The following is a 16,612-nucleotide window of genomic DNA, read 5'->3' as shown; positions in this document are numbered from 1 at the left end:
ATTAGCATTGTCTGATGCAGTTTATTTTTATTTTATTTCTATGGCGAATATAACGAGGTAGCTTATTCGTCCTGAATAACAGAAAAACAAAAATACTTTTTTAGCGCGGGAAAGAAGAGGAATTTGCTGAGGGTTTGCGGAAAAAAAAGCGAATGGGTTTCCCCATTCGCTCTGCTTATTACTTGGTAATACGTTTGTACTTGATACGCTTCGGCTCCAGCGCATCGGCGCCCAGCGTGCGTTTCTTGTACTCTTCGTATTCGGTGAAGTTACCTTCGAAGAACTCCACTTTACCCTCATCCTGATAATCCAGAATGTGGGTGGCGATACGGTCAAGGAACCAGCGGTCATGCGAGATAACCATCGCGCAGCCCGGGAACTCCAGCAGGGCGTTTTCCAGCGCGCGCAGGGTTTCGATATCCAGGTCGTTGGTTGGTTCATCGAGCAGCAGCATGTTGCCGCCAACCTGCAGCAGCTTCGCCAGGTGCAGACGACCACGCTCACCACCGGAGAGTTCGCCAACGCGTTTGCCCTGGTCGGTGCCTTTGAAGTTAAAGCGGCCAACGTAGGCGCGGCTTGGCATCTCGGTGTTGCCGATACGCATGATATCCAGCCCGCCGGAGACTTCTTCCCAGACGGTCTTGTTGTTATCCATCGCGTCACGGAACTGGTCAACAGAGGCCAGTTTCACCGTTTCACCGAGCGTGATCGTACCAGCATCAGGCTGCTCCTGGCCGGACATCATGCGGAACAGCGTCGATTTACCAGCGCCGTTCGGGCCGATAATGCCGACAATAGCCCCTTTCGGTACTGAGAAGGAGAGGTTATCGATCAGCTGGCGGTCGCCGTAGGCTTTGCACAGGTTGCTGACTTCAACCACTTTATCGCCCAGGCGCGCGCCTGGCGGAATAAAGAGTTCGTTGGTTTCGTTACGTTTCTGGTACTCGGTGCTGTTAAGTTCTTCAAAGCGTGCCAGACGGGCTTTGCCCTTCGACTGACGGCCTTTCGCGCCCTGGCGAACCCACTCCAGCTCTTTCTCAATGGATTTACGGCGAGCCGCTTCCTGAGAAGCTTCCTGCGCCAGGCGCTGATCTTTCTGCTCCAGCCAGGAGGAGTAGTTGCCTTCCCACGGAATACCTTCGCCACGGTCAAGCTCCAGGATCCAGCCCGCAACGTTATCGAGGAAGTAACGGTCGTGGGTAATCGCCACTACGGTACCTTCGAAGTCGTGCAGGAAGCGTTCCAGCCAGGCAACGGATTCGGCATCCAGGTGGTTGGTTGGTTCGTCGAGCAGCAGCATGTCCGGCTTTTCCAGCAGCAGACGGCACAGCGCGACGCGGCGGCGTTCACCCCCGGAAAGATTAGCGATTTTCGCATCCCACTCCGGCAGACGCAGCGCATCGGCGGCGCGCTCAAGCTGCACGTTCAGGTTGTGACCGTCGTGCGCCTGGATAATCTCTTCCAGCTTGCCCTGCTCAGCGGCGAGCTTGTCGAAATCCGCCTCCGGCTCAGCGTAGAGTGCGTAAACTTCATCCAGACGTTTCAGCGCGTTAACCACTTCAGAAAGGGCTTCTTCAACCGATTCACGAACCGTCTGCTCAGGATTGAGCTGCGGCTCCTGCGGCAGGTAACCGATTTTAATACCCGGTTGCGCGCGCGCTTCCCCTTCGATGTCGGTATCAATACCGGCCATGATGCGCAGCAGCGTCGATTTACCGGCACCGTTAAGGCCGAGTACACCGATCTTTGCGCCGGGGAAGAAACTGAGGGAGATATTTTTCAGAATATGACGTTTCGGCGGAACAACTTTGCCGACACGGTGCATGGTATATACGAATTGAGCCACGGTGGACTTCGCCTCTTTGTTATGAGTAGTGCATTTAACAGCGGAGTGTAGCCGTTTTCGCGCGCTAATCCCAGCCAGCGACGCTCACACTGTTAAATCACACCAGAAAGGTAAAAAAGTGTGCGTAACGTGGCGCGTTACGGGATGCCCGGTTAGCATTAACCCCTGTATGCGGCATGATGCTGTAAAAATGTGACAGATAAGAGGAAAGAGCTGTGCAGAGAGCTAAACATGCCGCCTGGCGGTTAGCGGCGGCCTGCGTGTGTTTGCTGTCCTTCAGCAATGCGGCGCGGGCGGACTCACTGGATGAACAACGCGATCGGTATGCGCAAATCAAAAGCGCCTGGGACAACAACCAGATGGACGTTGTGCAGCAGCTAATGCCGACGCTGCAAACCTATCCCCTTTACCCCTACCTGCAATACCGGCAGATCACCGACGATTTGATGAGCGAACCGGCGCTCACTGTCACCCAGTTTGTGCAGCAGTATCCGACGCTGCCCGCCGCGCGGACGCTGAAAAACCGCTTTGTGAATGAGCTGGCGCGGCGTCAGGACTGGCAGGGTTTGTTGGCCTTTAGCCCGGACAAACCCACGACCACCGAGGCGCAGTGCAACTACTACTTCGCCAAATGGAACAGCGGCCAGGCGGATGAAGCCTGGGCGGGCGCGAAAGATCTCTGGCTGAGCGGCAAAAGCCAGCCCAACGCCTGCGATCAGCTGTTTGGCGCGTGGCGCGCGTCGGGCAAACAGGATCCGCTTGCTTACCTGGAGCGGATCCGCCTGGCGATGAAAGCCGGCAATACGCGCCTTGTCACCCTGCTGGCGAGCCAGATGCCGCCCGATTACCAGACCATCTCGTCGGCGATCGTGACGCTAGCCAACGATCCGATGACGGTAATGAGCTTCGCCACTACCACCGGGGCGACGGACTTTACGCGCCAGATGGCGGCAGAAGCGTTTGAAAGCGTGGCGCGCCAGGATGTGGAAAATGCCCGGTTGATGATCCCGTCGCTGGCGCAGGCGCAAAAACTTAATGAAGAACAGACGCAGCAGCTGCGCGAGACGGTCGCGTGGCGGCTGATGGGCAATGATGTTACCAGCGAGCAGGCGCGCTGGCGCGACGATACGATTATGCGTTCGCAATCCATTTCACTGCTGGAGCGGCGTGTTCGTATGGCGCTCAGTAATGGCGACCGCCGTGGGCTGAATACCTGGCTTTCGCGCCTGCCGATGGAGGCGAAAGAGAAAGATGAGTGGCGCTACTGGCAGGCAGATCTGCTGCTGGAGCGCGGGCGTGAAAACGACGCCAAAGAGATTCTCCATGCGCTGATGCAGCAGCGCGGCTTCTACCCGATGGCCGCCGCACAGCGACTCGGCGAAGCGTATCAGTTGAAGATAGATAAGGCTGATGGCAACGTCGATCCGACCCTGTTGCAGAGTACAGAGATGGCGCGCGTGCGCGAGCTGATGTACTGGAAGATGGATAACACCGCGCGCGGCGAGTGGGCGAATCTTGTCTCCAGCCGCAGCCAGCAACAGCAGGCGCAGCTGGCGCGCTATGCTTTTGAGCAGCAGTGGTGGGATCTGAGCGTGCAGGCGACGATCAGCGGCAAGTTGTGGGATCAGTTAGAGGAGCGCTTCCCGCTGGCGTATCGCGATCTCTATACGCGCTATACCGGCGATAAGCAGATTTCGCCGAGTTATGCGATGGCTATCTCTCGCCAGGAGAGTGCGTGGAACCCGACTGCGCGCTCGCCGGTCGGCGCGAGTGGGCTGATGCAAATTATGCCTGCTACCGCCACGCACACCGTGAAGATGTTTTCGATCCCGGGCTACAGTAACTCCAGCCAGCTCTTCGATCCGGAAACCAACATCAAGATCGGCACCAGCTATCTGCAGTATGTCTACCAGCAGTTTGGCGATAACCGTATTTTCGCCTCGGCGGCTTATAACGCCGGGCCGGGAAGGGTGCGTAGCTGGCTGAATAACAGCGGCGGCAAGCTGGATGCGGTGGCGTTTATCGAGAGTATTCCCTTCTCGGAAACGCGCGGTTATGTGAAAAACGTGCTGGCTTATGATGCCTACTACCGTTACTTCCTGCAGGACGAGAAAGCGACCATCCTCAGTGACGCTGAATGGCAGCGCCGTTACTGATTAGTGTGGTTTATGCTATGCTGCGTACTCATGCACGAGTACGCAGCATAAAAATCCCTAACACGGCGATAAACTATGACTCAGCAATCCCCCTATTCAGCGGCGATGGCCGAACAGCGCGAGCAGGAGTGGCAACGCTTTGTTGATCTGCTCAGGCAGGCGTACGACAACGAACTGCATATCCCATTGCTTAACCTGATGCTTACGCCGGACGAGCGTGAAGCGCTGGGCACGCGGGTGCGTATTATCGAAGAGCTGTTGCGCGGCGAGATGAGCCAGCGCGAGTTGAAAAACGAGCTTGGCGCGGGCATTGCGACCATCACGCGCGGCTCCAACAGCCTGAAAGCCGCGCCGACGGATTTACGTCTGTGGCTGGAAAAAGCGTTACTTAACGCTCAGCGATAAACGGCGTTATGGAACGGGCTGAGCGCTAAAATCACCGCCTGGTGATAGACGCTTTCGCGGGTCAGCGCCCCGGCGGTAAAGACGCCGATGGCTCCCTCTTTGCGGCCAATCTCATCAATGCCGGTATAGCGTGACATTACCGGCCCCAGCGCTTCGCCAGCGTTCACATCGCGCAGAATCACCTCCGGCAGCGGTAGCGTTGCCGAGCGGGATTCGCCGGTTAACTCGCCATTCTCAATCACCACCCAACTGAAGGTGCTTCCTTCATCAATACCCGCTTCGATTGCCACCCAAAAATCCGCGTTCGGCTGCGCCGCGCGCGCGTTTCGCACGCGGTTTCGTGCGCCAGCTCGCGTTTCTTCACTGCCGAAGGGTTGTTCCGGGACGCCGCTCTCGACGGAAATAGCGGCAATATGGCAGCATCCTTCGCCGAAAATCTGGTTAAAAGCGTGCAGAATCGCCCGAATTTTGGCGGGATTGGTGGTAGCGCAGACAACTTGGTGCATAATCATCTAAGGCATGTCCGAGAGGAAACTGCTTTTCCCGTGCGGACTTGAGCCTTCCTCAGAGAAATAAATTCATCGCAGTATAATGGATAACAATACATGTTACAGGTATACCTTGTTCGCCACGGTGAAACCCTTTGGAACGCCGAGCGTCGTATTCAAGGCCAGTCTGACAGTCCGTTAACCGACAAGGGCGAAACACAGGCCCGACAGGTGGCGGAACGCGCGAAAGCACTGGGCATCACCCACATTATCACCAGCGACCTGGGGCGTACGCGCCGCACGGCGGAGATTATCGCGGACATTTGCGGCTGCGACGTGACGCTGGAACCGCGCCTGCGCGAGCTCAATATGGGCGTGCTGGAGCGACGTCCCCTTGACTCTTTAACCGAAGAGGAAGAGGGCTGGCGTCGTCAACTGGTCAACGGCACCGCAGATGGCCGCATTCCCGAAGGCGAATCAATGCAGGAGCTGAGCGATCGTATGCATGCCGCGCTGGCAGCCTGTCTTGAATTGCCACAAGGCAGCCGTCCGCTGCTGGTGAGCCACGGCATGGCGCTGGGGTGTCTGGTGAGCACGATTCTTGGCCTGCCGGCTTATGCCGAGCGCCGTTTGCGCCTGCGCAACTGCTCCATCTCCCGCATCGACTATCAGCAGAGCCCATGGCTGGCGTCAGGCTGGGTGGTGGAAACCGCAGGCGACGTCTCGCATCTGGACGCCCCTGCGCTCGATGAGATGCAGCGTTAACGGCGGATAGGGATCAGATACTCGCAGCGAATGTGCGTCGGCGGTTCACGATCGTTGGTGGCGTTTCGCTGCGGGTAGAAGTGTTCGATATCCTGGCCTTTACGACGCGTCAGTTGCAGCATCGGCATGCAGGTGCCGTAGACGGTCAGGATAAACTCCTGCAACCCTTCCGGTGCGCCATCATAGGAGAAGGCAACATAGTCTCCCCCTTCCAGCGCGACCGGCTGAGCGTTGCTCAGGTAACCATTCGCCTGCTCCGGCGTCAGGGCGGTGGTGTAAAAGACTTCCTGCTCGTCATCTTTTTCCTGGCTTGGCCGCGGCTCGTGCAGGCCGTACAGCTCATCCGGGATGGTAGGCGCATTGCTTAAAAACTCGCGCCAGAACTGGATACGCATCTGGTTACGAAAATCGGAGATCTCCTCCAGCGCGCAGGTGTAGCTTTGCGTGGTGCCGATAAGCTTCATCGGTGGCAGCGTGACAAAGTTGTGCGTCGGTAAGGCGAACTCGCCCAGACGCAGCGGCGGCCGGATGCCAAACGAGTTCCAGTCCGGTGAACGGCGATAAAGCGCTGGGGTAACGGCAAACTGTTTTTTAAACGCGCGGGTAAAGGTTTGTTGGGAATCGAAGCGATACTGTAGCGCGATATCAAGAATCGGGCGGGCGGTAAGACGCAGCGCAACGGCGGATTTCGACAAACGGCGGGCGCGAATATAGGCGCCGATAGCGTGGCCTGTGACATCCTTGAACATCCTTTGCAAATGCCACTTGGAATAACCCGCTTTTGCCGCCACATTATCTAACGACAGCGGCTGATCGAGATGGCCTTCCAGCCAGGCAAGTAAGTCGCGAATGATGCCAGCCTGATCCATAAAATATCCTCTTCCATAGCACAGCAGCGGTGAACGCTTGATATCAGGGGAGGGATAATAGCGGGTTTTAAGGGGTTTAGCATGCAGTGTTTTTTTTGCGCTGACCCGCGCATTGTGACTGATTTTAATCATAAATTTTGTAAATGGGTGATCTGCAAACAGTTTCTCATATGAAAACTGAATAGTTGCGCAACGTAATATTCAAAAATGGTAACAATATGAAATATACAAAGTTTGTTATTCCTGCTCTCCTGTTGACCTCACTAGCTTCCGCACAGGCGGAGCAGATTGGATCGGTGGATACGGTGTTTAAGATTTTCGGCCCTGATCACAAAATCGTGGTGGAAGCGTTCGACGATCCCGATGTGAAGAATGTCACCTGCTACATCAGCCGGGCAAAAACCGGCGGCATCAAAGGCGGATTAGGGTTAGCGGAGGATACCTCCGATGCGGCGATCTCCTGCCAGCAGGTAGGGCCGGTTGAGCTGAGCGACAAAATCAAGAACGGCAAAGCTCAGGGCGACGTCGTGTTCCAGAAGCGCACCTCTTTAGTTTTCAAAAAGTTACAGGTGGTTCGTTTTTACGATGCCAAACGTAACGCGCTGGCCTATTTAGCCTATTCCGATAAAGTGGTCGAAGGTTCACCGAAGAACGCCATCAGTGCGGTGCCGATCATGCCGTGGGGTAAATAAGCAACGTGTCTAAGCCGCAACCGCTGATTTGGCTGGTGGAAGATGAAGCCAGCATCGCTGAAACCTTACTCTACATGCTGCAACAGGATGGGTTTGCTGTCACCGCGTTTGAGCGGGGATTACCGGTACTGGATGCAGCGGCGCAGCGGTTGCCCGAATTGATCATCCTTGATGTTGGCCTGCCAGATATCAGCGGCTTTGAGCTGTGCCGACGTCTGCTGGCGCGCGCACCCGCGCTGCCGGTGCTGTTTCTGACTGCGCGCAGTGAAGAGGTCGACAAACTGCTGGGGCTGGAGATGGGCGCGGATGACTATATCGCCAAACCCTTCTCGCCGCGCGAAGTGTGCGCCCGCGTGCGCACCGTGTTGCGCAGGTTGCAGAAAGCGTCGCTGCATAGCGACCGTATTCGCGTCGGCGAGTTTGAACTGGATGAAACGGCGGCGATTATCCTCTGGTGCGGCGAAACGCTGAACCTGACGCGGTATGAGTTCCTGTTAATGAAAACACTATTGCAGGCGCCGGGCAGGATCTTCTCGCGCCAGCAGTTGATGGACCAGGTGTGGTGCGATGGGCAAGAGAGCTTTGATCGTACTGTCGACACCCATATCAAAACGCTGCGCGCCAAGCTGCGCGCAATCAATCCTGAACTGACGCCAATCAATACCCATCGCGGCATGGGTTACAGCCTGGGGCTGCGCTGATGCGTATCGGCATGCGCCTGCTGCTGGGCTACTTCCTGATTGTGGCGGTGGCCGCCTGGTTTGTGCTGTTTATCTTCGTGCAGGAGATCAAACCCGGCGTGCGTCGCGCCACCGAAGGCACGCTGATTGATACCGCGACATTGCTGGCGGAGTTTGCCCGCGAGGATCTGCGCAGCGGGCATGCGCAGGATGGGCGACTGGCGCAGGCCTTTTCCACCCTTCATCAGCACCCGATTAACGCCCATATCAACGGCATTCACAAAGTGCGCAATGAGTACCATGTCTATATGACGGACGCGAGCGGGCGCGTGGTATTTGATTCGACGGGCAAGGCGCTGGGCGAGGACTATTCGCGCTGGAATGATGTCTGGTTGACGCTGCGCGGGCAGTATGGCGCGCGAAGCTCACCATTGGTTGCGGGCGATCCGCAAAGTACGGTGATGTATGTCGCTGCGCCTGTGACGGATGCGGGGCGCATCATTGGCGTGGTGAGCGTCGGTAAGCCCAACAGCGCCATGGATCCGGTGATAAAACGCAGCGAACGGCGCATTTTGTGGGCTGGCGGCGCGCTGCTTGGCATTGCGCTGCTGATTGGCGGGGCAATGGTCTGGTGGATCAACCGCGCGATCGGCAAGCTGGCTCGTTATGCGGATTCGGTAACCGAAGACCGCCCGGTGCCACTGCCTGAACTGGGCAGCAGTGAACTGCGCAAACTGGCGCAGGCGCTGGAGAGCATGCGCGTCAAGCTGGAGGGAAAAAACTACATCGAGCAGTATGTTTACGCGCTGACCCATGAACTGAAAAGCCCGCTGGCGGCGATCCGCGGCGCGGCGGAGATCCTGCGTGAACATCCTCCCCAGCCAGTCGCGACCCGCTTCACCGAGAATATTCTTGCGCAGAATAGCCGTATGCAGCGCCTGGTTGAGAAGCTGCTGCACCAGGCGAAGCTGGAGAACCGTCTGGAGATCGCCTTTGTGCCTGTTGAGATGAGTGTGTTGTTTCAGCAATTGCAGGAGGAGCGAAGCGCGGTGGCAGCGGCAAAGGCGTTAAACATTATTTTTGAAGCCAACGATGCAGTGGTAGCAGGTGACAAAGAGCTACTGGCGCAGGCGGTGGGAAACCTGCTGGATAATGCCATCGACTTTACACCTGCTGGTGGCAATATTGTGCTGCGCGCCGCAGAGGAAGCCGACAAGGTGGTGATTACCGTGAGCGACAGCGGCGGCGGCATCCCTGATTACGCGCTGCCGCGCATCTTTGAGCGCTTCTACTCCTTGCCGCGCGGGAACGGGCAGAAGAGCAGCGGATTAGGGCTGGCATTTGTCCAGGAGGTCGCGCGCTTGCATCACGGCGCTATCACCGTTTCCAACCGTGCGGAAGGGGGCTGCGAAGCCCGTCTGACACTTCACCCTCACTTCACATAACTTCAAATGCTTCACACATAGCCTCGTTATGCTGCGCGCATCACTAAGGAGAAGGCTATGTTGAAATCCCCCCTGTTCTGGAAAATGGTTACGCTGGCAAGTTGCCTGTGTGTGTTACTTATCCCGCTGACAATGCTCAGCAGCCTGATTAGCGAGCGCGCCGATTATCGACATGAAGTGACCGATACGCTGCGCCAGAGCAGCGCCGGCTCGCAAAAATTGATTGGCCCGCTGATCGCCATTCCGGTGACGGAAACCACCGTATCGCTGGAGAGCAGCGGCGAAAACGAACCGCCGAAAGAGATACGCCGTAAGCAGAGTTTCATCCGCTTATGGTTGCCGGAATCGCTGATGGTCAACGGTAATCAGCAGGTTGAAACGCGCAAAATCGGTATTTATGACGGGCAGCTCTGGCACAACAACATTGATATTAACGCCGAGTTCGACCCGAAGCGGCTGGATATCAAACCGAGTGAAAATGTGACGCTTGGCGAGCCGTTTATCGTGCTGGCGGTGAGCGACTCACGGGGCATTGGCCTGGTGCGCAGCACAAGCGTGAATGGCGAAGCGCTGCGCGTCGAGCCGGGCACCGGGTTGACGAGCGATCTGCAGGGTGTGCATATGCCGCTGGCGATGGAGAGCCTGCAAAAACCGCTTAAGCTGGCTATGTCGTTCAATCTGAGTGGAACCGGTGAATTTTCCGTGGTACCGCTTGGCCGTAATAGCGAGCTGGCGCTGAAGGGCGACTGGCCGCACCCGGGTTTTATGGGCGATTTCCTGCCGGAAAAACGTGAAGTGAGCGAGAGCGGATTCCAGGCGCACTGGCAGAGCAGCTGGTTTGCCAACAATCTGGACAGTAAAGTGCGCGATATGACTGTGCTCTCCGGTAAGAACAACTGGGAACTGCCGGCGTTCAGCGTCAATATCGTCACCCAGGCGGATCAGTATCAGCTGACTGACAGAGCGATAAAGTACGCCATCTTGCTGATCGTGCTGACTTTCCTGGCCTTCTTCGTGTTTGAAAGCCTTACCGCGCGGCAGATGCACCCGATGCAATATCTGCTGGTTGGTCTGTCGCTGGTGATGTTTTACCTGGTATTACTGGCGCTCTCTGAACATACCGGATTTACCGTCGCGTGGATTATTGCCAGCCTGCTCGGTGCGCTGTTGAACGGATTCTATCTGCAGGGCGTAATGAAAAGCTGGCGTGCCAGTCTGAGCTTTACCGCCGCGCTACTGCTGCTTGATGGGGTGATGTGGGGGCTGCTCAACTCTGAGGATAATGCGCTCTTGCTGGGAACCGGCGTGCTGTTTGTGGCGCTGACTGCGGTGATGTTCCTGACACGTAAATTTGACTGGTACGCACTGTCAGCGGCAGGGATAAAACGGATCGCAGCTGAGCCTGCGAAGGAAGATGAGTTAAGGATCTGGAAATAAAAAAAGCGGCGCACTGCGCCGCTTTTTCGTTTGCGTTCGTTTATTCCTGCAGATCGCCGCAGAAGCGGTAACCTTCGCCATGAATGGTGGCGATAATTTCTGGCGTATCCGGCGTTGATTCAAAGTGCTTACGGATACGGCGGATGGTGACATCCACGGTACGATCGTGCGGTTTCAACTCACGCCCGGTCATTTTTTTCAGCAGCTCAGCACGCGACTGAATCTTGCCCGGGTTTTCGCAGAAGTGCAGCATCGCGCGGAACTCACTGCGCGGCAGCTTATACTGCTCGCCGTTCGGGCTAATCAGCGAACGACTGTTGATATCCAGCTCCCAGCCATTGAATTTGTAGCTATCGACGCTGCGGCGCTCTTCGCTGATGGTACCGAGATTCATGGTACGGGACAGCAGGTTGCGCGCGCGGATAGTCAATTCACGCGGGTTAAAAGGTTTAGTGATGTAATCGTCAGCGCCAATTTCAAGACCGAGGATCTTATCGACCTCGTTGTCGCGACCGGTCAGAAACATCAGCGCGACATTTGCTTGCTCACGCAGCTCACGCGCCAGTAAAAGACCATTTTTACCCGGCAGATTGATATCCATAATCACCAGGTTTACATCGTGTTCAGAAAGGATCTGATGCATTTCAGCGCCATCAGTCGCTTCAAAGACATCGTAGCCTTCTGCTTCGAAAATGCTTTTCAACGTGTTGCGTGTTACCAACTCGTCTTCAACAATAAGAATGTGCGGGATCTGCATGTTTGCTACCTAAATTGCCAACTAAATCGAAACAGGAAGTACAAAAGTCCCTGACCAGCCTGGTGCATGTCGAAAATTAACATGACGGCATAACATGACTAAAGTACGTAATTGCGTTCTTGATGCACTTTCCATCAACGTCAACAACATCATTAGCTTGGTCGTGGGCACTTTCCCTCTGAACCCGACAGTGTCAAAAACGGCTGTCATCCTAACCATTTTAACAGCAACATAACAGGCTAAGACGCAAATGACACCCAATAAAACTACGCTTCGTTGACATATATCAAGTTCAATTGTAGCACGTTAACACTTTAGCGAAATTCTGATAGCCAGCTGCTAGCTTCTATTACAAATTTTCAATAAACCAAGTAGTTGCGTGCGCTAATTGATAAATAGCCTGAATCCAACACAGGCAGACATTTCTGTATTAAAATGCCAAGAAGAAACAGAGGGATATGCCCGTTCTGTTAACATCTTAACAGGTAATATTGCTGATAAACAGTTTAGCTTTTTTTAAGCGTAGAGATGGGTCAGATCGGCGATTAGTGTTATGTAATTGTAAATTCGCACCGCGTAATATGTTGATTGATGTCACATTTTTTCAGCGGGCATGAAAAAAGAAGGTTTCGATGCAACTGGCAATTGTTCTTGTCTCTCCCGCGCGAGCGGAAAACGTCGGCGCAGCGGCGCGCGCCATGAAAACGATGGGCTTTACTGACTTACGTATCGTCGACAGCGAGGTCCATTTACAGGAGGCTGCACGGCGCGTTGCGCACGGTTCGGGCGACATTCTTGATAATGCGAAACACTACGCCACGCTCGCCGACGCGCTGGCCGATATTCCTTTCACCATTGCTACTACCGCGCGCAGTCGGGCGAAATTTCACTATTACGCGACGCCTGAGCAGCTTGTACCGCTATTAGAGGAAAAAAGTACCTGGCTTAGCGGTGCGGCGCTGGTTTTTGGGCGCGAGGATTCCGGGCTGACCAATGATGAACTGGCGCTGGCGGATATTTTAACCGGCGTGCCGATGGCGGCAGATTACCCTTCGCTTAATCTCGGCCAGGCGGTGATGGTATTTTGCTATCAATTATCTGCGTTAATGCAAAGGGCGCCACAAACCATTTCTCAGGTTGATAATAACCAGTTAAACGCGCTGCGTTTACGGGCACATAATTTACTCAAAAAATTAGACGTGGTTGACGATATGAAAATGGTCGACTGGCTGGATCAGCGGCTTGGCTTACTTGAGCAACGCGACACCGCCATGTTGCACCGTTTGCTTCACGATATCGAAAAAAAGCTTATCGAGTAACGCGCTGTAATAAGATTCTTTTATAGCTGAAGATGCTGCGATATCGATTTCCCATCGCCCTGATCGGGCTGTAAACGGCTCCGCTTTTAGCGCAGACGGGAATTGAATAAATTCTGCATAAATAAAAAATAAATTGACTTAAGCAGGCAGATACTTTAACCAATATAGGCATACAGCACAGACAGATAATAATACAGAGCACAACATCCATGGCACGCATCTGCACGATTACCACTATTACAACCATCACCATTACCACAGGTAACGGTGCGGGCTGACGCGTACAGGAAATACTGAAAAAAGCCCGCACCTGAACAGTGCGGGCTTTTTTTTCGAGCAAAAATCAAGGGGTAAAGCATGAGAGTGTTGAAGTTCGGCGGTACATCAGTGGCAAATGCGGAGCGTTTTCTGCGTGTTGCCGATATTTTGGAAAGTAATGCCAGGCAGGGGCAAGTCGCAACCGTACTCTCTGCTCCCGCAAAAATTACCAACCATCTTGTCGCGATGATTGAAAAAACCATCTCCGGACAGGATGCAATTCCCAACATTAGCGATGCGGAGCGTATTTTCTCCGAGCTGCTGCAGGGGCTTTCAGATGCCCAGCCCGGCTTTCCGCTCGCACAACTCAAAACCGTGGTCGATGCCGAGTTCGCGCAGATCAAACATGTTCTGCACGGCATCAGTCTGCTGGGCCAGTGCCCGGACAGCATCAACGCTGCGCTCATCTGCCGGGGTGAAAAGCTCTCTATCGCGATTATGGCCGGGCTGCTGGAAGCACGCGGTCACAAAGTGACGGTTATCGATCCGGTCGAAAAACTGCTCGCGGTCGGGCACTATCTCGAATCGACGGTCGATATCGCTGAATCCACGCGCCGTATCGAAGCGAGCCGTATTCCGCAGGAGCACATGGTGCTGATGGCCGGTTTCACCGCCGGGAATGAGAAGGGCGAACTGGTGGTGCTCGGGCGTAACGGCTCCGATTACTCCGCCGCCGTGCTGGCCGCATGTTTACGCGCCGACTGTTGTGAGATCTGGACGGATGTCGACGGCGTATATACCTGCGACCCGCGCCAGGTGCCGGACGCAAGGCTGCTGAAGTCGATGTCCTATCAGGAAGCCATGGAGCTCTCCTACTTCGGCGCTAAAGTTCTTCACCCCCGCACCATTACCCCCATCGCCCAGTTCCAGATCCCATGCCTGATTAAAAACACCGGCAACCCGCAAGCACCAGGTACGCTGATTGGCGCCACCTCGGATGACGATGCATTGCCGGTTAAGGGCATCTCGAATCTTAACAATATGGCGATGTTCAGCGTTTCCGGTCCGGGAATGAAAGGGATGGTCGGCATGGCCGCCCGCGTCTTCGCCACTATGTCGCGCAACGGCATCTCCGTTGTGCTGATCACCCAATCTTCATCCGAATACAGCATCAGCTTCTGTGTGCCGCAGTCCGACTGCGCCCGTGCGCAGCGCGCGATGAGTGAAGAGTTCTATCTTGAACTGAAAGAGGGGCTGCTGGAGCCGCTCGCGGTGATGGAGCGTCTGGCGATCATCTCCGTTGTCGGTGACGGCATGCGCACCTTACGCGGCATCTCGGCGAAATTCTTTGCCGCACTGGCACGCGCTAATATTAATATCGTGGCAATTGCCCAGGGCTCTTCTGAGCGCTCTATCTCTGTTGTAGTCAGCAATGACGATGCCACCACCGGTGTGCGTGTTACTCACCAGATGTTGTTCAATACCGATCAGGTAATTGAAGTCTTTGTGATCGGCGTTGGCGGCGTTGGCGGCGCATTGCTGGAACAGCTGAAGCGCCAGCAAACGTGGCTGAAGAGTAAGCATATCGATCTGCGCGTCTGCGGCGTTGCGAACTCAAGAGCGCTGCTGACCAATGTTCACGGATTGAATCTGGATAACTGGCAGGCCGAGCTTGCCGAAGCGAAGGAGCCGTTTAACCTTGGCCGACTGATTCGTCTGGTGAAGGAGTACCACCTGCTGAACCCGGTGATCGTCGATTGCACCTCCAACCAGGCGGTCGCCGATCAGTATGCCGACTTCCTGCGCGAAGGTTTCCACGTCGTCACGCCGAACAAAAAAGCGAACACCTCGTCGATGGATTACTACCATCAGCTGCGCCGCGCCGCAGAGAAATCGCGCCGCAAATTCCTCTATGACACCAACGTTGGCGCAGGTCTGCCGGTGATTGAAAACCTGCAAAACCTGCTTAACGCCGGCGATGAACTGCAACGCTTCTCAGGTATTCTCTCCGGCTCTTTATCCTTTATTTTCGGTAAGCTCGACGAAGGGATGAGCCTGTCGGAAGCAACAAAAGTGGCGCGGGAGATGGGCTACACCGAGCCGGATCCACGTGACGATCTCTCCGGCATGGATGTCGCACGTAAGCTGTTGATCCTGGCCCGTGAAACCGGGCGCGAGCTGGAGCTGACGGATATCGTGATCGAGCCGGTGCTCCCAGCAAGCTTCGATGATTCTGGCGATGTCGACAGCTTTATGGCGCGTCTGCCATCGCTGGATGATGAGTTTGCCAGCCGCGTGGCGAAGGCCCGTGACGCCGGTAATGTGCTGCGTTATGTTGGCAACATTGAAGAGGATGGCACCTGCCGGGTGAAGATCGCTGAAGTCGATGGCAACGATCCGTTGTATAAAGTGAAAAACGGCGAGAACGCGCTGGCGTTTTACAGCCACTATTACCAGCCGTTGCCGCTGGTGCTGCGCGGTTACGGCGCGGGTAATGATGTTACGGCGGCGGGCGTGTTTGCCGACCTGCTGCGTACGCTTTCGTGGAAGTTAGGGGTCTGAGATGGTGAAGGTGTATGCGCCGGCGTCTAGCGCCAATATGAGCGTAGGGTTTGATGTCCTCGGCGCGGCGGTCACGCCCGTCGATGGCACGCTGTTAGGCGACACGGTGTCGGTGGAAGCCGCTGAACACTTTAGTCTGCAAAACAGAGGGCGTTTCGCCAGTAAATTACCGAGCGAAGCGCGGGAGAATATCGTCTATCAATGCTGGGAGCTCTTCTGCCAGGAGATTGGCAAGCAGGTGCCGGTGGCGATGACGCTGGAAAAAAACATGCCGATCGGCTCCGGTCTCGGCTCCAGCGCCTGTTCTGTCGTGGCGGCGCTGGTGGCGATGAACGAGTTTTGCGGTAAACCCCTTGATGAGACGCGCATGCTGGCGCTGATGGGTGAGCTGGAAGGGCGCATCTCCGGTAGCGTGCATTACGACAACGTCGCGCCTTGTTACCTCGGCGGCATGCAGTTGATGATCGAGGAAGGCGGCATTATCAGCCAGCAAGTGCCATGCTTTGATGAGTGGTTATGGGTGCTTGCCTACCCGGGCATTAAAGTCTCGACGGCAGAAGCGCGCGCCATTTTACCGGCGCAGTATCGTCGTCAGGAGTGTATTGCTCACGGGCGTCACCTGGCTGGATTTATTCATGCCTGTTACTCCCGCCAGCCCGCGCTGGCGGCGAAATTGATGAAAGATGTGATTGCCGAACCCTATCGCATGAAGTTGCTGCCAGGCTTTGGACAGGCGCGTCAGGCGGTGGCGGATATCGGCGCGCAGGCCTGCGGCATCTCTGGTTCGGGTCCAACGCTGTTTGCGTTGTGCGACAAGCCAGATACCGCGCAGCGCGTGGCCGACTGGCTCGGCAAACATTATCTGCAAAATCAGGAAGGCTTCGTTCATATTTGCCGGCTGGACACGGCGGGCGCAAGGGTAGTGGGATAACC

At 55.6% G+C, this 16,612-nt stretch carries 16 protein-coding genes and 1 other annotated feature; of the genes, 12 read left to right on the top strand and 4 right to left on the bottom strand.

Annotated elements, in window-relative coordinates; translation table 11 throughout:
* Positions 1-178: 178 nt before the first annotated feature.
* Positions 179-1,846, bottom strand: a complete 1,668-nt coding sequence (gene ettA / locus BWI95_RS02265; RefSeq protein ID WP_054802777.1) for an energy-dependent translational throttle protein EttA — start codon at positions 1,844-1,846, stop codon at positions 179-181.
* A 215-nt stretch (positions 1,847-2,061) separates the two neighbouring features.
* Here ettA and sltY point away from each other — a divergent pair, with 215 nt between their 5' ends.
* Together sltY and trpR are read left to right on the top strand one after the other, a co-directional pair.
* Entirely contained in the window at positions 2,062-4,002 is a 1,941-nt protein-coding gene (sltY, locus tag BWI95_RS02260; protein WP_076768932.1) for a murein transglycosylase, read from the top strand.
* 75 nt (positions 4,003-4,077) lie between these two features.
* Positions 4,078-4,407 (top strand): trp operon repressor, encoded by a 330-nt coding sequence (trpR, locus tag BWI95_RS02255; RefSeq protein WP_023480369.1) that lies wholly within the window; start codon positions 4,078-4,080, stop codon positions 4,405-4,407.
* Here trpR and yjjX read toward each other — a convergent pair.
* A complete protein-coding gene (gene yjjX / locus BWI95_RS02250; RefSeq protein ID WP_054802836.1) occupies positions 4,398-4,913 on the bottom strand; it encodes an inosine/xanthosine triphosphatase in 516 nt (171 codons plus the stop codon). The two genes, trpR and yjjX, sit on opposite strands and share 10 nt — an antisense overlap.
* 99 nt (positions 4,914-5,012) lie before the next feature.
* Here yjjX and gpmB point away from each other — a divergent pair, with 99 nt between their 5' ends.
* A complete protein-coding gene (gene gpmB, locus BWI95_RS02245) occupies positions 5,013-5,660 on the top strand; it encodes a 2,3-diphosphoglycerate-dependent phosphoglycerate mutase GpmB (protein WP_023480352.1) in 648 nt (215 codons plus the stop codon).
* Here the strand turns inward: gpmB and robA are convergent.
* Positions 5,657-6,529, bottom strand: a complete 873-nt coding sequence (gene robA / locus BWI95_RS02240; RefSeq protein WP_076768931.1) for an MDR efflux pump AcrAB transcriptional activator RobA — start codon at positions 6,527-6,529, stop codon at positions 5,657-5,659. The two genes, gpmB and robA, sit on opposite strands and share 4 nt — an antisense overlap.
* Positions 6,530-6,747: 218 nt before the next feature.
* Between robA and creA the strand changes: the two genes are divergently transcribed.
* Genes creA through creD form a run of 4 tightly spaced genes read left to right on the top strand, consistent with a single transcriptional unit; the run spans position 6,748 to position 10,783 of the window.
* Positions 6,748-7,221: a protein CreA gene (gene creA, locus BWI95_RS02235; RefSeq protein ID WP_023480363.1), complete on the top strand. Its 474-nt coding sequence runs from the start codon at positions 6,748-6,750 to the stop codon at positions 7,219-7,221.
* Positions 7,222-7,226: 5 nt separating this feature from the next.
* The gene (creB, locus tag BWI95_RS02230; RefSeq protein WP_054802778.1) at positions 7,227-7,922 is read left to right on the top strand and encodes a two-component system response regulator CreB; all 696 of its coding nucleotides are present in this window, start codon (positions 7,227-7,229) and stop codon (positions 7,920-7,922) included.
* A complete protein-coding gene (gene creC / locus BWI95_RS02225; protein WP_054802779.1) occupies positions 7,922-9,346 on the top strand; it encodes a two-component system sensor histidine kinase CreC in 1,425 nt (474 codons plus the stop codon). Before creB ends, creC begins: the two co-directional genes overlap by 1 nt.
* A gap of 57 nt (positions 9,347-9,403) precedes the next feature.
* A complete protein-coding gene (creD, locus tag BWI95_RS02220; RefSeq protein ID WP_054802780.1) occupies positions 9,404-10,783 on the top strand; it encodes a cell envelope integrity protein CreD in 1,380 nt (459 codons plus the stop codon).
* A 40-nt stretch (positions 10,784-10,823) separates the two neighbouring features.
* Here creD and arcA read toward each other — a convergent pair whose 3' ends face one another.
* Entirely contained in the window at positions 10,824-11,540 is a 717-nt protein-coding gene (gene arcA, locus BWI95_RS02215; protein ID WP_023480336.1) for a two-component system response regulator ArcA, read from the bottom strand.
* A 94-nt stretch (positions 11,541-11,634) separates the two neighbouring features.
* Here arcA and yjjY point away from each other — a divergent pair, with 94 nt between their 5' ends.
* From yjjY to thrB, 5 genes are all read left to right on the top strand, one after another.
* Positions 11,635-11,775, top strand: coding sequence for a YjjY family protein (gene yjjY, locus BWI95_RS23215; protein ID WP_086870418.1), 141 nt, complete (start codon positions 11,635-11,637; stop codon positions 11,773-11,775).
* Positions 11,776-12,172: 397 nt separating this feature from the next.
* Positions 12,173-12,859 (top strand): tRNA/rRNA methyltransferase, encoded by a 687-nt coding sequence (locus BWI95_RS02210; RefSeq protein ID WP_076768930.1) that lies wholly within the window; start codon positions 12,173-12,175, stop codon positions 12,857-12,859.
* Positions 12,860-13,068: 209 nt separating this feature from the next.
* Complete coding sequence (gene thrL / locus BWI95_RS23210) at positions 13,069-13,137, top strand: thr operon leader peptide (RefSeq protein WP_124971581.1); 69 nt, start codon at positions 13,069-13,071, stop codon at positions 13,135-13,137.
* Positions 13,076-13,193: a sequence feature (Thr leader region), on the top strand. (Overlaps the previous gene by 62 nt.)
* A gap of 23 nt (positions 13,194-13,216) precedes the next feature.
* Complete coding sequence (thrA, locus tag BWI95_RS02200) at positions 13,217-15,679, top strand: bifunctional aspartate kinase/homoserine dehydrogenase I (RefSeq protein ID WP_076768929.1); 2,463 nt, start codon at positions 13,217-13,219, stop codon at positions 15,677-15,679.
* 1 nt (position 15,680) lies between these two features.
* On the top strand, positions 15,681-16,610 hold the full coding sequence (gene thrB, locus BWI95_RS02195) for a homoserine kinase (RefSeq protein WP_054802781.1): 930 nt from the start codon (positions 15,681-15,683) through the stop codon (positions 16,608-16,610).
* The last annotated feature ends 2 nt before the right edge of the window (positions 16,611-16,612 follow it).

Origin of the sequence: Kosakonia cowanii JCM 10956 = DSM 18146 (assembly GCF_001975225.1) — a bacterium.
GTDB classification, from domain to species: Bacteria; Pseudomonadota; Gammaproteobacteria; order Enterobacterales; family Enterobacteriaceae; genus Kosakonia; species Kosakonia cowanii.
Note: the sequence above shows the minus strand (reverse complement) of the source record. Positions and strands in the feature narration are given on the sequence as shown.